This window comes from Viridibacillus sp. d25.2 (assembly GCF_055456015.2).
The window spans coordinates 3,679,690-3,694,181 of the sequence record NZ_CM196652.1 but is presented as its reverse complement, the minus strand read 5'-3'; the positions used below and the strand labels follow the sequence as shown (position 1 = coordinate 3,694,181).

The 14,492-nt window shown below is 36.7% G+C and carries 15 protein-coding genes; 12 read left to right on the top strand and 3 right to left on the bottom strand.

From position 1 onward, the window contains the following. The first annotated feature begins 4 nt into the window (after positions 1-4). From ACZLO7_RS18260 to ACZLO7_RS18240, 5 genes are all read left to right on the top strand, one after another. Entirely contained in the window at positions 5-127 is a 123-nt protein-coding gene (locus tag ACZLO7_RS18260) for a protein YhfH (protein WP_427749229.1), read from the top strand. 271 nt (positions 128-398) lie between these two features. Next, the gene (locus ACZLO7_RS18255) at positions 399-677 is read left to right on the top strand and encodes a hypothetical protein (protein ID WP_464937816.1); all 279 of its coding nucleotides are present in this window, start codon (positions 399-401) and stop codon (positions 675-677) included. Between the two features lie 358 nt (positions 678-1,035). Next, positions 1,036-1,584 (top strand): peroxiredoxin, encoded by a 549-nt coding sequence (locus ACZLO7_RS18250; RefSeq protein ID WP_038183596.1) that lies wholly within the window; start codon positions 1,036-1,038, stop codon positions 1,582-1,584. Between the two features lie 97 nt (positions 1,585-1,681). Further along, positions 1,682-2,140, top strand: a complete 459-nt coding sequence (locus ACZLO7_RS18245) for a TlpA disulfide reductase family protein (RefSeq protein ID WP_464937815.1) — start codon at positions 1,682-1,684, stop codon at positions 2,138-2,140. 143 nt (positions 2,141-2,283) lie between these two features. Then, complete coding sequence (locus ACZLO7_RS18240) at positions 2,284-2,943, top strand: potassium channel family protein (RefSeq protein ID WP_427749222.1); 660 nt, start codon at positions 2,284-2,286, stop codon at positions 2,941-2,943. Positions 2,944-3,039: 96 nt separating this feature from the next. Here ACZLO7_RS18240 and rnjA read toward each other — a convergent pair whose 3' ends face one another. Continuing rightward, positions 3,040-4,707, bottom strand: coding sequence for a ribonuclease J1 (gene rnjA / locus ACZLO7_RS18235; RefSeq protein ID WP_427749220.1), 1,668 nt, complete (start codon positions 4,705-4,707; stop codon positions 3,040-3,042). Positions 4,708-4,711: 4 nt separating this feature from the next. Further along, positions 4,712-4,921: a DNA-directed RNA polymerase subunit epsilon gene (rpoY, locus tag ACZLO7_RS18230; RefSeq protein ID WP_053417599.1), complete on the bottom strand. Its 210-nt coding sequence runs from the start codon at positions 4,919-4,921 to the stop codon at positions 4,712-4,714. 282 nt (positions 4,922-5,203) lie between these two features. Between rpoY and ACZLO7_RS18225 the strand changes: the two genes are divergently transcribed. Further along, the gene (locus ACZLO7_RS18225; protein WP_464937813.1) at positions 5,204-5,977 is read left to right on the top strand and encodes a Cof-type HAD-IIB family hydrolase; all 774 of its coding nucleotides are present in this window, start codon (positions 5,204-5,206) and stop codon (positions 5,975-5,977) included. 55 nt (positions 5,978-6,032) lie between these two features. On the opposite strand, the gene def is transcribed toward ACZLO7_RS18225, so the two are convergent. Next, on the bottom strand, positions 6,033-6,590 hold the full coding sequence (gene def, locus ACZLO7_RS18220; RefSeq protein WP_464937812.1) for a peptide deformylase: 558 nt from the start codon (positions 6,588-6,590) through the stop codon (positions 6,033-6,035). Positions 6,591-6,946: 356 nt separating this feature from the next. On the opposite strand from def, the gene pdhA reads away from it, so the two are divergent. From pdhA to qoxA, 6 genes are all read left to right on the top strand, one after another. Beyond that, positions 6,947-8,062: a pyruvate dehydrogenase (acetyl-transferring) E1 component subunit alpha gene (pdhA, locus tag ACZLO7_RS18215; RefSeq protein WP_464937810.1), complete on the top strand. Its 1,116-nt coding sequence runs from the start codon at positions 6,947-6,949 to the stop codon at positions 8,060-8,062. Between the two features lie 3 nt (positions 8,063-8,065). Next, a complete protein-coding gene (locus tag ACZLO7_RS18210; RefSeq protein ID WP_464937809.1) occupies positions 8,066-9,043 on the top strand; it encodes an alpha-ketoacid dehydrogenase subunit beta in 978 nt (325 codons plus the stop codon). A 30-nt stretch (positions 9,044-9,073) separates the two neighbouring features. Further along, a complete protein-coding gene (locus tag ACZLO7_RS18205; protein WP_464937807.1) occupies positions 9,074-10,393 on the top strand; it encodes a dihydrolipoamide acetyltransferase family protein in 1,320 nt (439 codons plus the stop codon). Between the two features lie 4 nt (positions 10,394-10,397). After that, positions 10,398-11,813: a dihydrolipoyl dehydrogenase gene (gene lpdA, locus ACZLO7_RS18200; RefSeq protein WP_427749209.1), complete on the top strand. Its 1,416-nt coding sequence runs from the start codon at positions 10,398-10,400 to the stop codon at positions 11,811-11,813. Between the two features lie 299 nt (positions 11,814-12,112). Then, positions 12,113-12,895: an SDR family NAD(P)-dependent oxidoreductase gene (locus ACZLO7_RS18195; protein ID WP_464937806.1), complete on the top strand. Its 783-nt coding sequence runs from the start codon at positions 12,113-12,115 to the stop codon at positions 12,893-12,895. Positions 12,896-13,573: 678 nt separating this feature from the next. After that, complete coding sequence (qoxA, locus tag ACZLO7_RS18190; RefSeq protein WP_464937805.1) at positions 13,574-14,491, top strand: cytochrome aa3 quinol oxidase subunit II; 918 nt, start codon at positions 13,574-13,576, stop codon at positions 14,489-14,491. Position 14,492: the final 1 nt, after the last annotated feature.

Sequence of the window (14,492 nt, the reverse complement as noted above, 5' to 3'; positions counted from 1 at the left end):
TACAATGGAAACAAAGAAACAAGAAGTAGCAAAAAAACATTGTCGTGAATGCGGATGCCTAATTGTTGAGCGTGTGGAATCAACTCTTTATGAGTGTGAGCGCTGCATCGGCATAAACGAAGAATAAATTATTAAACTCATCAGTCAACAATAGGCTGATGAGTTTTTTGTTGTAGTGAATTAAAAGAGCCAATCATCAGCGATAACGTATTTAAAATGAGACTTTTTAAACCTCATTCTATATTCCTCTAGTGAAATTTAATTCAATCTAGTCGACCTTTAAAGTAATTATAGAATATATGCAATAGTTCGTCGAAATGTTCTTAAAAAATAAAAAGTATTATAGAGAAAAATAGCGAAGAGTTATGCTAAACTAGATGTCTAAGGAGGCGGAAATATTGGGAAAGAAATTGTTTTTTTATCTAGATCCTAAAGAACGACAGGGTGCAGTGAAAGTCCCAAGTGATCCCGTTTTTGAAGGTACATTTCTAATGGCAAATAATCGCTTAATTGATGCAGTAGCGTTAGAAGATTATTGTCCTGAATGTTTAGGCTTATTACGCTATTCTGATGAATATGATGCGTTATTTTGTGCGAATTGCAATGAATGGCGAGAAGAGGAATGTGACGATCCCTCCTGTGATAATTGCAAAGGCCGACCTAATCGACCTTTGTAAAAGACGTTGTAGAATAGTCAGCAATCAATGAGTGGGATATTTATGCATTGCATATGCAAAATATTAACATTGACAAATAACCTGAAATTATCAAGATTTCAAACTCCATTTATGGGGTTTTTTCTTTTTTTACCATTTTCTTTTTTTAATGTAGTTAATAGATATTTATTGAATATAAGTTTTTTATTCTTGAATGCATAAAATGTCGATTATTTGTCACAATAAGAGGTAGATTAGAATAATTATTAAGTGTCAATGATTGATTTCGCTATGGTGATTTGCTATTGTAGGAGTTGGATTAATGCGAAAATTTTAGTTTTCGCAATAGCATATATAACAATATTTGGAGGGATTCAAAATGGCAGAACGTTTAGTAGCAAATCAAGCACCACGCTTTGAAATGCAAGCAGTACTAGCTAATAAAGAATTCGGTAAAGTTAATTTAGAAGAAAACATGAAAAACGACAAATGGACTGTTTTATTCTTCTATCCAATGGACTTCACATTTGTATGCCCTACAGAGATCACTGCAATGTCAGATCGTTACGACGAATTTGAAGATCTTGATGCAGAAGTAATTGGTGTATCAACTGATACAATTCACACTCACTTAGCATGGATCAATACGGATCGTACTGAAAATGGTCTTGGTCAATTAAAATTCCCATTAGCAGCTGACCACAATCAACGTGTATCTCGTGATTATGGTGTGTTAATTGAAGAAGAAGGCGTAGCACTTCGCGGATTATTCATCATCAATCCAGAAGGCGAACTTCAATATCAAGTTGTTAACCACAATAACATCGGTCGCGATGTAGATGAAACTCTTCGCGTACTACAAGCACTACAAACTGGTGGTCTTTGCCCAGCTAACTGGCGCCCAGGTCAAAAAACTCTTGAAGTTTAATTTAGATTTTTAACATCAAAAGGCCTAACAAATGTTAGGTCTTTTTTTGAAAGATGAGAATATACTATGTACGAATTCCATTATGAGGTGATTAAATATGAAACTACGTGCACAAATGCCTGAATTAGTAGGCGAAACAGCTTGGTTAAATGGTAAAGTATCAAAAGCGAACTTAATCGGCAACAAACCAACACTAATTCATTTCTGGTCAGTTAGCTGTCACTTATGTAAAGAAGCGATGCCAGAAGTTAATAAATTCCGTGATGAATACAGTAGTGAATTGAATGTTATTGCAGTTCATATGCCACGTTCTGAAAATGATTTAGATTTAGATGTTATTAAAGCAACTGCAGCTGAACATGATATTACACAACCTATCTTTGTTGACAGTGAAATGAAGTTAACTGATGCTTTTGATAACGAATATGTACCTGCATATTATGTTTTTGATAAAGAAGGTCAACTTCGTCACTTCCAAGCAGGCGGCAGTGGTATGAAAATGCTTGAAAAACGCGTTAACCGTGTATTAGACGAAGTTCGTAACGCTGACGCATAAACAATTTCAAATATCAAAAGAATTGTCCCGTTTTTATAAGGACAATTCTTTTTTTGTTGAAAAAAATGGCAATTGATCCGTTTGTATGCTTGAATGTATTGTGTTACACTATGTCCATTCTTTACAGTATCGGGGGAAATTTCATGAAAAAAGAATTTGTTGTCATTGGTTTAGGGCGTTTTGGTGGCAGTATCGTTTCGGAGCTGATCCAACAAGGTGCTGATGTAATGGCGATAGATAAACATGTAGAAAGAGTCGATGAGTTTGCTCCAATCGCTACACAAGCAGTCGTAGCAGATACAACGGATGAATCTGTTTTGAAATCACTTGGAATCCGTAACTTTGAACATGTAATTGTAGCAATCGGTGACGATATCCAATCGAGTATTTTAACAACATTGATGCTAAAAGAAATAGGGGTACAGAAAATTACGGTAAAAGCACAAAATGATTACCATGAAAAAGTTTTACGGAAAATTGGTGCGGATCATGTTGTTCATCCAGAACGTGATATGGGAATTCGCATTGCGAATAATATGATGTCCAATAATGTACTCGATTACTTGGAGTTATCTGAGGAACATTCAATTATGGAGATTAAGGCAAATCACTTATTAGAAGGCCATACAATCATTAACTTAGACATTAGGGTAAGATATGGTATTAATATTGTAGCGATTAAAAGAGGGCAGGAAATCATCGTTTCACCGCAAGCAGATGAGGTCATTCATGAAGGTGATATATTAATTGTTATAGGAGCAGATGTTGATATTAGTCGTTTTGAGAAAAAAATGATGAATTAAGAGGGAAATTATTTAGGAATTATTCTTTTTGAGAACTAGGGACGGATTATTCGAACATAAAAGGGTAGAGATTTTAAAATCTCTACCCTTTTGTAATCAAACTTCCATTATTATAGGCAAAATCATTGGACGACGTTTTGTTTTTTCAAACAAGTATGGTCCTAACGCATCAGTGATATCATTTTTCAATTCTGACCACTGAGGTGTTTTGTCTTGTAATGTACGTTGTAAGTGACGGTTCAACATTTGTTGAGCTTCGTTAATCATCATACCTGATTCACGCATATATACGAAACCACGAGAGATAATATCTGGGCCAGAAACAATTTTCTGTGTCTCCATATTCACGCTAACAACAACGATAACTAAACCTTCTTCGGAAAGGATACGGCGATCGCGCAAAACGATATTACCGATATCACCAATTCCGTTACCATCAATGTAAACATCACCAGAAGGAATTCGACCTGATACAGCAGCCGTGTTAGGGCTAAGTGCAAGGACGTCACCATTCTCCATGATGAATGTATTATCTGGTTCTACGTCACAATCAACAGCTAAATCAGCATGCATACGAAGCATGCGGTATTCACCATGAATTGGCATAAAGAATTTTGGTTTAATCAGACGAAGCATTAATTTTTGTTCTTCTTGAGAACCGTGTCCAGATGTATGAATATTATTTAATGAACCATGAATAACTTCTGCACCTGCACGGAATAACGAGTTGATTGTTTTATTGACGCTAATTGTGTTACCTGGGATTGGTGAAGATGAAAATACAACAGTATCGCCAGGTTGAATTTGGATTTGACGGTGAGTGCCGTTAGCAATACGAGAAAGTGCTGCCATTGGTTCACCTTGGCTACCTGTACAAAGAATCAGTACTTCGTTAGCTGGCAAACGATTTAACGTTTGTGAATCAACGAAAGTTTCTTTTGGTGCAGTGATGTAGCCCAATTCACGACCAATTGTAATGGCGTTATCCATACTTCTACCAAATACAGCAATTTTACGTCCGTGACTAGCAGCGGCATCAGTAACTTGTTTTAAACGGTGAATATTTGAAGCAAATGTTGCGAAAATAAGACGACCTTCTACTTTACGTAGAATTTCATCAATACTTTCTCCAACTTTACGTTCAGACATTGTGAAATTAGGAACTTCGGCATTTGTACTATCAGATAGTAGACATAACACACCATCGCGTCCGATTTCAGCCATTTTCGTTAAGTTTGCTGGTTCACCAACAGGAGTAAAGTCAAATTTGAAATCCCCAGTATGAACGATATTACCAGGAGGAGTTTTTACGACAATACCGTATGCATCCGGAATACTGTGAGTCGTTCTGAAGAAGCTCACAGAAGTTTTACGGAATTTAATAATGTCCTCTTCTTGAATTTCAATCATTTTTGTTTGGCGAAGTAAACCATGCTCGTCCAATTTATTACGCAACAAACCTAGTGCAAGTTTGCCACCGTAAACAGGAATGTTAATCTGACGTAGCAAATAAGGAATACCACCAATGTGATCTTCATGACCATGAGTAATGAAAAGACCTTTAATCTTGTCTACATTTCTTACTAAATAAGTGTAGTCTGGTATAACATAGTCAATACCTAATAGATCGTCTTCAGGGAATTTAATTCCTGCGTCAATCAAGATAATTTCATCTTGGAATTGTACGGCATACGTATTTTTACCGATTTCGCCCAGTCCGCCGAGTGCGAAAACCGCTGTTTGGTCATTCTTGACAAACTTCATACGTTTAGAGTTTCTCCACGTGGAAATGTTCGCTTGCTTGTTCATACTCTAAGTAGTTTCCTTCAAGCAATTGAACAAATTCGATATTGTAGTTACGGTCTTTAAGTTTTTGACGAACTTCACGCTCATCTGCGGCTTCTAAATATAAGCTTTTAGTATTTTCGCGAACTGGTACTTCAAGCGCATTTTCTTGATAATAAACTTTGTAAATCATAATATGCTCTCCTTTAACACGTTCAAAATAATTGCATTTCCTTTATATTATCACGCTAGTAACTTAAAATAAAGAAAAGCCCTTCAAAATTATGAAGGGCAAATATACTTAAGCGATTGTTTTTTTTCCGAGCAAGCCATTGAGCCGTTTCAACAATTGTTTTTTTAGGCGTTTAAACATGGCGTATCACTCCTCGGGGACATTATACAATATTAAGCTTGAACTGTAAAGTTTTTTTACTTAATATATAGAATTTTGAGAAAAAGGAGGAGTTAATTTATTATGAAGAAAAAAATATTGTTTTTTGACATCGATGGTACACTATATAATTCGAAAAAAGAAATTCCGCAAACAACAATTGAAGCGGTCAAGAAGGCTAAAGATAATGGTCATGAGGTGGTTATAGCGACAGGTAGGGCTCCATTTATGATTAAGGAAGTTCTTGAAACGCTAGAAGTGGATTCTTATGTTTGTTTCAATGGCCAATATGTTGTATATAAGGGGCAGCCTATTTCGTTGAAACCAGTGCCGCTTGAACAATTGAAAGCTCTTGTTAAATATGTCGAGAAACAGGATAAGCCATTAGTGTTTTTAGATGATCAAGAGATGGTTACTTCTATACCAGAACATCCTGAGATAAGGGAAAGCTTGACTTCGTTACTTTATCCTATGCCAAGATTAGATAAAGATTTCTACTTAACTCATCCAATTTATCAAGTGTTGTTGTATGTAAGTATTGAAGAAGAAGAAGAGTATGCAAAAGCTTTTCCGAAATTGCAGTTAATTCGATGGCACACTTATACTTGTGATGTATTAAATAAAGGCGTTTCTAAAGCCTATGGGATTGAACGATTACTTGGATATACAAATTTTGAGATGCAAGATGCAATAGCATTCGGTGATGGATTAAATGATGTTGAAATGCTGACGGCAGTTGGGACAGGTGTAGCGATGGGGAATGGGCATTTGAAAGCGAAAACTGTAGCGAGTTTTGTAACGGATCATGTAGATGAAGATGGATTAGTAAAAGCAATGGAAAAATTGCAATTGGTATAAAAACAATAAATAAAGCCTTACTATGATTTTACGATTCATAGTAAGGCTTTTTGTGTTAATTATTTTCAATTGGTTGCGAATTCGGTATATCAGCAAATGGATTGGATTCATTAATGTGATCATAGAACATGACACCATTTAAATGGTCTAATTCATGTTGAAAAGCGATAGCGGGTATACCTTTTAAGCGCATTTTCTTTTCTTCGCCATCAAGTGTATGAAATTTAACTGTAATACGTGCATGACGTGGTACGAAACCAGATACGTTACGATCCACCGATAAGCAGCCTTCACCATTTGTTAAATAAGTATTTTCTACTGAATGGCTAACTATTTTTGGGTTTACAGCGACAAAGCTGATTTGATTGTCAAGTTCATCAGGTAGATGAAGAGCAAATATTCTTTTTGACTCATTTACTTGCGGAGCGGCAATACCTATGCCGGAACGCAAGTCGTATTTTTCGCTTATTACTGGGTCTTGACTATTAATGAGGAACTCGATTAAGTCTTGACCTAATTTTTTGTCCTCAGTAGAGAGGGGGAAAGTTAGTTCTTTCGCGCGGGTACGTAATGTTGGATGCCCTTCGCGAATTACATTGTTCATTAAAATCATTTCATTTCTTCCTTTCGATACAAAATCTATATTCATAGTATAACGTACAACGATAATCGTTCAATGGAAAAAAGATTCTTAAAAGATTATTTGTTTAAGATTACGACAACTGGGAATACATAAAGCGAGGTGAAAATCTGTTCTAGTAAAGGGTGGAAAAACGAAGCTGTTGTATAATACAGTTATCAAAGTATATATAGTACAGCTTTTTCCAAATAGTAAGAATAAAATAATGTAAGCATTATCATAACAATGATTGACCTATTAAATTTAATTCAGTATACTGAAAACGAATAAACCTTGTATTACTAAAAAGAAAAATATTTATAATACAGACACAAAGGAGATGTGATAGCATGGCTTCACAAAAATCAAAGCAATTCGATCCAGTTGCAAATCTGCATGAGATTGAAGGAAAATTTGAAATGTTTCAGATTTTGAATGAGGAAGGCGAAATTGTTAACGCAGATGCAGATCCGAAATTATCGGATACTGAACTTGTTGAATTAATGCGCCGAATGGTCTTTACACGTATTTTAGACCAACGTTCAATCTCATTGAACCGTCAAGGACGCTTAGGATTCTATGCGCCTACAGCGGGTCAAGAAGCTTCTCAAATTGCTTCACACTATGCACTTGAAAAAGAAGATTATATTTTACCGGGATATCGTGATGTGCCTCAAATTTTTTGGCACGGACTACCGCTTTATAAAGCGTTCTTATTCTCGCGTGGACATTTCATAGGGAATCAAATTCCAGAGGATGTTAATGTATTACCACCTCAAATTATTATCGGTGCTCAATATATTCAAACAGCTGGCGTTGCACTTGGTATGCAAAAACGAGGCAAAAAGTCAGTTGCTGTAACTTATACGGGTGATGGTGGTTCGTCTCAAGGGGATTTCTACGAAGGTATTAACTTTGCAGGAGCGTTTCGTTCACCAGCAATCTTCATCGTTCAAAATAACCAATTTGCGATTTCAACGCCACGCGAATTGCAAACTGCTGCGAAAACAATTGCCCAAAAAGGGATTGCAGCAGGTATTCCAAGCATCTTGGTAGATGGAATGGATCCACTTGCAGTATTTGTGGCAACTAGAGATGCACGACAACGTGCAGTAAATGGCGAAGGTCCTTCATTAATCGAAACAATGTGTTATCGTTATGGTCCTCATACAATGGCTGGGGATGATCCAACACGATACCGTACTTCTGATACAGATTCGCAATGGGAAAAGAAAGATCCAATTGTACGTTTCCGTAAATATTTAGAGGTAAAAGGTTTATGGAGTGAAGAAAAAGAAGCAGAAGTAATTGAAAAAGCTAAAGAAGAAATTAAAGCAGCTGTCAAAGAAGCGGATTCTGCACCAAAACAAAAAGTAACAGAACTTATCCGTAATATGCATGATGGCGATTTACCATATAATTTACAAGAGCAATACGAAATCTTCAAAGAGAAGGAGTCGAAGTAACCGATGGCACAACTAACGATGATTCAAGCAATTACAGACGCACTACGCTGCGAATTAAAAGATGACGAAAACGTTTTAGTGTTCGGTGAAGACGTTGGAGTAAACGGAGGGGTATTCCGTGCGACTGAAGGTCTTCAAAAAGAATTTGGTGAGGATCGCGTTTTCGATACGCCACTAGCAGAATCAGGCATTGGTGGATTGACTATCGGCCTTGCACTTCAAGGATTCCGTCCGGTACCTGAAATCCAATTCTTTGGTTTCGTATATGAAGTAATGGACTCTGTAAGTGGACAATTAGCGCGTATGCGTTACCGTACAGGCGGAGCACTTGGTGCACCTGTTACGATCCGTTCTCCATTTGGCGGTGGTGTACATACACCAGAAATGCACTCAGACAGTTTAGAAGGTTTAATGGCATCTCAACCAGGATTAAAAGTAGTTGTACCATCAACACCTTATGATGCAAAAGGGTTATTGATTTCTTCTATTCGTGATAATGATCCAGTTGTCTTCCTAGAGCACTTAAAATTATATCGTTCGTTCCGTGAAGAAGTTCCTGAAGAGTCTTATACTATTCCACTAGGAAAAGCTGATGTGAAGCGAGAAGGAACAGATTTGTCAATCTTTGCATACGGTGCAATGGTACACGAATCATTAAAAGCAGCTGAATTATTAGAAAAAGAAGATTACTCAGTTGAAGTTGTGGATTTACGAACTATCCAACCACTAGACATTGAAACAATTATTGCTTCAGTTGAAAAAACGGGACGTGCGATTGTTGTTCAAGAAGCACAAAAACAAGCAGGAATTGCTGCTAATGTAGTTGCTGAAATTACAGAGCGAGCTATCCTTAGTCTTGAAGCACCGGTACTACGCGTAACAGCGCCGGATACAATCTACCCGTTCCCACAAGCAGAAGCAGTTTGGTTGCCGAATCCAAAAGATATTGTTGAAACAGCGAAAAAAGTACTAACATTCTAATTCGTTCTCGAAACAGAAAGGGTGAAACATATGGCATTTGAATTTCGATTACCAGATATTGGTGAAGGAATCCATGAGGGTGAAATTGTAAAATGGTTCGTAAAAGCGGGTGACAAAATTCAAGAGGATGACGTGCTTTGTGAAGTACAAAATGATAAAGCAGTCGTTGAAATACCTTCTCCGGTAGAAGGTACAGTTGAAGAAATCCTTGTAGAAGAAGGTGTACTTACAACAGTCGGTACAGTTTTACTACGAGTAGACGCTCCAGGATATGAGGACATCCAACTTAAAGGTCATCATGATGAAGAAGATTCCAAAAAAGAAGAACCAAAAAAAGTTGCAGTTGAAGAAGCTCCGAAAGTAGAACCAACTGTAACATCAAAACCAACTGTAGAAGCTGATCCAAACCAACGTGTAATTGCAATGCCATCTGTCCGTAAGTTTGCGCGTGACAATGATGTTGATATTAAACAACTATCAGGTTCAGGTAAGAATGGACGTATTGTTAAAGAAGATGTGGAATCATTTATGAATGGTGGCCCATCTCAAGCCGCAACACAGGCAGTGGAAGCACCAGTTGCAGAAGAGGCTCCAGTTACTGAAAAAACAACGGAAAAAGCTTCCGTACAACCAGTATTAGAAGGCGATTTCCCTGAAACACGTGAGAAAATGTCAGGTATTCGTCGTGCAATTGCAAAAGCAATGGTACACTCAAAACAAACAGCTCCACATGTAACATTAATGGACGAAGTGGATGTTACAGAACTTGTTGCACACCGTAAAAAATTCAAAGAAATCGCACTTGAAAAAGGGATTAAGTTAACTTATTTACCGTATGTAGTAAAAGCTTTAGTTAGTGCATTACGTGAATTCCCAGAATTTAATCGTTCACTTGATGATGCAACACAAGAAATTGTGCAAAAACACTATTATAATATTGGTATAGCTGCCGATACAGATAAAGGCTTACTAGTTCCTGTTATTAAACACGCAGATCGTAAATCGGTATTTGCAGTATCTAACGAGATTAATGAGCTTGCTACAAAAGCACGTGACGGTAAATTAGCACCAAATGATATGAAAGGTGCATCTTGTTCGATTACAAACATAGGTTCTGCTGGTGGCCAATGGTTTACTCCAGTAATTAACCATCCTGAAGTAGCTATTTTAGGAATTGGTCGAATTGCAGAGAAACCTGTAATAAAAAATGGTGAAATTGTAGCGGCACCTGTGTTAGCATTATCATTGAGCTTTGATCATCGAATGATCGACGGTGCTACAGCGCAACATGCGTTAAATCATATTAAGCGTTTGTTAAGCGAGCCCGAATTATTATTAATGGAGGCGTAAGAAAATGGTAGTAGGAGATTTCCCAATCGAAACAGATACACTTGTAATTGGCGCAGGCCCTGGTGGTTATGTTGCAGCAATTCGTGCAGCGCAAACTGGACAAAAAGTAACAGTTGTTGAAAAAGAATATGTTGGTGGCGTATGCTTAAACGTTGGTTGTATTCCTTCAAAAGCATTAATTTCAGTAGGTCACCGTTTAGAACATGCTAAAAACTCAGCAGACATGGGTATCGTGGCTCCTGAAGTTAGCATCGATTTCAAAAAAGCACAAGAATTTAAAGACGGCGTAGTTAAGAAATTAACTGGCGGCGTATCAAGCTTATTAAAAGGCAATAATGTAGATGTAGTAAGTGGAGAAGCATACTTCGTAGATGCAAACACAATCCGTGTGATTAACGAGGATTCTGCACAAACATATACATTTAAAAATGCGATTTTAGCAACTGGTTCACGCCCTGTTGAAATCCCAACTTTCAAATTTTCTAAACGCGTAATAAACTCTACAGGAGCACTTTCTCTACAAGAAGTTCCTGGCAAACTTGTTGTTATTGGTGGAGGTTATATCGGTACTGAGCTAGGTTCTGCATTTGCAAACCTTGGTTCAGAGGTAACAATTCTAGAAGGTGGCAAAGATATTTTAGCTGGTTTCGAAAAACAAATGACAATGATTGTTAAAAAAGGTCTTAAGAAAAAAGGTGTTACAATCGAGACAGGCGCACTTGCTCAAGGCGTTGAAGAAACAGAAACTGGCGTTACTGTTAAGTACGAAGTAAAAGGCGAAGCAAAATCTGTTGAAGCCGATTACGTATTAGTAACTGTTGGTCGCCGTCCTAACACTGACGAAATTGGCTTAGAAGAATTAGGTCTTGAGTTTGGTGAACGTGGACTATTAAAAGTCGACAAACAATGTCGCACAAATATACCAAACATTTATGCAATCGGTGATATCGTTGCTGGACCACAACTTGCTCACAAAGCTTCTTACGAAGGTAAAGTTGCTGCTGAAGCGATCGCTGGTGAAAAATCAGTAGTAGATTACTTAGCAATCCCTGCTGTTTGCTTCACAGATCCAGAAATGGCAACTGTGGGACTTTCTGAAGAGCAAGCTAAAGAAGAAGGTTATGAAGTAGTGGCTGGGAAATTCCCATTCGGAGCTAACGGCCGTGCATTAGCATTAAATGAAACAGAAGGCTTTGTGAAATTAGTTTCTCGTAAAGCTGATGGCTTATTACTTGGTGGTCAAATCGTAGGTGCTGGTGCTTCTGATATGATATCTGAAATTGGTTTAGCAATTGAAGCAGGTATGACTGTAGAAGATGTTGCGATGACAATTCACGCACACCCAACTTTAGGTGAAATCACTATGGAAACTGCTGAAGTATTACTTGGAAACCCAATTCACATCGTAGCTAAAAAATAAAATGGTTTTGCCAATTTTTAAACCTCTTGAAGTTCTTGGACTTCAAGGGGTTTTTTATGTGGAAATATCTAAATGTAATACAAATGGTTAGTCATGATAATCGGATTGATTTAATAGGATACAAATAGAGAGTTCAAAATAATTTCCTCTATATAATAGAGCAATATTAATAATTAATTTACAAAGTAGCTATATTTATATATGGTATAATAATCCTGTATTTATATAGAGTGAACGAAAAGGTGCTTTTTTATCGGAAATGAATTTATTTATTCAGAACAACAAGGGAGTGCTGAAAAATGGATTTAGGTTTACTAGGAAAAGTAGCGATTGTAACAGGGAGCAGTAAAGGAATAGGTCTTGCAACAGCACTACAGCTCGCTAATGAGGGGGCTGATGTTACAATCTGTGCACGTAATGAAGAAAATTTAATGCATGCAGCGAAAGTAATTTTTCTGGAAACAGGGCAAAAAGTACATACAGTTTGTGCGGATGTATCGATAAAAGAAGATTGTGAGAGAATTATAAATGAAACAATCGAACATTATGGCCAACTGAATATTTTAGTGAACAATGCAGGTACAAGTTCTGCTAATCCATTTGATGTTGTTGAAAATGAGCTTTGGCAAGAAGATCTAGATTTAAAACTATATGGTGCTGTGAATTGTTCTAAATTTGCGATCCCTCATATGAGAGCAGTGGGTGGTGGAGCTATTGTGAATGTTACTGCTGTAAAAGGAAAGGCACCATCTGAAGCATCATTACCAACATCAGTAAGCCGTGCAGCAGGGTTAGCTTTAACGAAAGCGATGAGTAAAGATTTAGGGAAAGAGCAGATTCGTGTAAATACTGTGTGTATAGGATTAATTCGTAGCTCACAAATTGAACAGAAATGGCAAACGCACGCCCCAGGTCTTAGTTGGAATGCATTTTCAGAAGAAATGGGAAAGAATATTCCACTCGGTCGGATTGGTGACACAGAGGAAGCAGCAAATGTTATTACGTTTTTAGCATCAGATGCAGCTTCTTATGTTAGTGGTACTGCAGTAAATATTGATGGTGGTTCCGCCCCAGTCCTATAAATATGAAAATAAACCGTTTTATTATTGAGTATAGAAAATTTAGTTAAAATAATAGATACTGAAAAACTTTATAACACTGCTAGGATGTTTGGGTATAGACAAACTTGCTGGCAGTGTTTTTTATTTTGTGCGTATGTTAGTTATTATGGTTCGTTTTTCCTTTATTGAAAGTTATAGTTAATGTGACGTATTCCTTATCAAGGAAATGTTGTTAAAAATGAATCAAATAGACCAATGTAATTATTACTAGTACACATTTTGTACAAAAAACGTACATAGAACGTTCATAATGATGAGAAATTCTTATGTTTATGGATAGGTTTTGTTTTTTTTATTAAGAATTAAGGTTTATAATTTCATTTGAATCGAGCGAGAAAATTGAATGTTCCTCTGAAGAGTGTTAGGCGCGAAAACCTGGGTGCCTAATTTCTCCTATTGGTAACGTGAGAATGTATTTAATACTTTATTGCAATTATGTAGGCTATTAAAACATCGAGACTACAATGAATTGTCTCATCGTTGTTCCAAACAAAAGGAGTAATCCTCAATAATCTAGCGAATTCAAAATGAGTTTTTTGTTTTGGGATACTATGAATTATTAGGAGGACGATTTTTTCAAAATCTAATTAATATTCTAAAACACATTTCAAGAAAGTGGTTTTTTGAAGGGAGTACAATATGAATAAAAAAATGCTAATCTTGCCAACGTTAATGTCAATCATGGCTTTATTCTTATCTGGTTGTGAACCATTAATGATTTTTGATGCAAAAGGTCCAAATGCGAAGACTTTATCAAATACAATTGTTTTATCTATTATCGTGATGGCGTTTATATTGATAGTTGTTTATGTATTATTAGCGAATATGCTTTTGAAATATCGCGCATCCAAATCACCGAGTGATTATGAACCACCACATGAAGAGGGTAGTACAAAACTCGAAATTATTTGGACAGTTATTCCAATTCTTATCGTAACTGCACTATCAATTGTTACAGTTAGCACAACATCAAAAGTTGAAAGTAAACAAACAGGTTATGACAATAAAGAACCAATCGTTATATATGCATCTTCGTCTAACTGGAAATGGCATTTTAGCTATCCAGAAGAGGGCGTTGAGACAGTAAACTATGTTAACATTCCAACAGATCGTCCAATTGAATTTAGACTATATTCATTTGGTCCAATCACAAGTTTTTGGATTCCTCAATTAGCAGGACAAAAATATGCGATGAGCGATATGGTAACGAAAATCCATATGGCAGCAGATGTCGAAGGTTCATTTATGGGTAGAAACTCAAACTTTAACGGTCAGGGATTTGCTCAGATGGAATTTGAAGCACAATCAATGTCTCAAAAGGACTTTGACGAATGGGTATCTGACGTGAAAGCGAATGAGCCAGCGTTAACAGAAAAAACATTCAATGAATTACTAGATACGGACATCGTGGGCCGTAAAAGTTTCTCTTCTACACATTTAACATTTAGTCCTGCTCCAGAAATGCATCATGGAAATTCGTCAGATATGTCTGATGATGCTGGAGATATGGATGGTATGGATATGTCAGATGAAGAAATGAAGCATTCTAATCACTAGG

Excerpts from the sequence above, each read along its gene's own strand:
- ACZLO7_RS18260 (WP_427749229.1), top strand. The coding sequence starts at position 5 with ATGGAAACAAAGAAACAAGAAGTAGCAAAAAAACATTGTCGTGAATGC.
- ACZLO7_RS18250 (WP_038183596.1), top strand. The coding sequence starts at position 1,036 with ATGGCAGAACGTTTAGTAGCAAATCAAGCACCACGCTTTGAAATGCAA.
- ACZLO7_RS18245 (WP_464937815.1), top strand. The coding sequence starts at position 1,682 with ATGAAACTACGTGCACAAATGCCTGAATTAGTAGGCGAAACAGCTTGG.
- ACZLO7_RS18240 (WP_427749222.1), top strand. The coding sequence starts at position 2,284 with ATGAAAAAAGAATTTGTTGTCATTGGTTTAGGGCGTTTTGGTGGCAGT.
- rnjA (WP_427749220.1), bottom strand. The coding sequence starts at position 4,707 with ATGAAGTTTGTCAAGAATGACCAAACAGCGGTTTTCGCACTCGGCGGA.
- rpoY (WP_053417599.1), bottom strand. The coding sequence starts at position 4,921 with ATGATTTACAAAGTTTATTATCAAGAAAATGCGCTTGAAGTACCAGTT.
- ACZLO7_RS18225 (WP_464937813.1), top strand. The coding sequence starts at position 5,204 with ATGAAGAAAAAAATATTGTTTTTTGACATCGATGGTACACTATATAAT.
- def (WP_464937812.1), bottom strand. The coding sequence starts at position 6,590 with ATGATTTTAATGAACAATGTAATTCGCGAAGGGCATCCAACATTACGT.
- pdhA (WP_464937810.1), top strand. The coding sequence starts at position 6,947 with ATGGCTTCACAAAAATCAAAGCAATTCGATCCAGTTGCAAATCTGCAT.
- ACZLO7_RS18210 (WP_464937809.1), top strand. The coding sequence starts at position 8,066 with ATGGCACAACTAACGATGATTCAAGCAATTACAGACGCACTACGCTGC.
- ACZLO7_RS18205 (WP_464937807.1), top strand. The coding sequence starts at position 9,074 with ATGGCATTTGAATTTCGATTACCAGATATTGGTGAAGGAATCCATGAG.
- lpdA (WP_427749209.1), top strand. The coding sequence starts at position 10,398 with ATGGTAGTAGGAGATTTCCCAATCGAAACAGATACACTTGTAATTGGC.
- ACZLO7_RS18195 (WP_464937806.1), top strand. The coding sequence starts at position 12,113 with ATGGATTTAGGTTTACTAGGAAAAGTAGCGATTGTAACAGGGAGCAGT.
- qoxA (WP_464937805.1), top strand. The coding sequence starts at position 13,574 with ATGAATAAAAAAATGCTAATCTTGCCAACGTTAATGTCAATCATGGCT.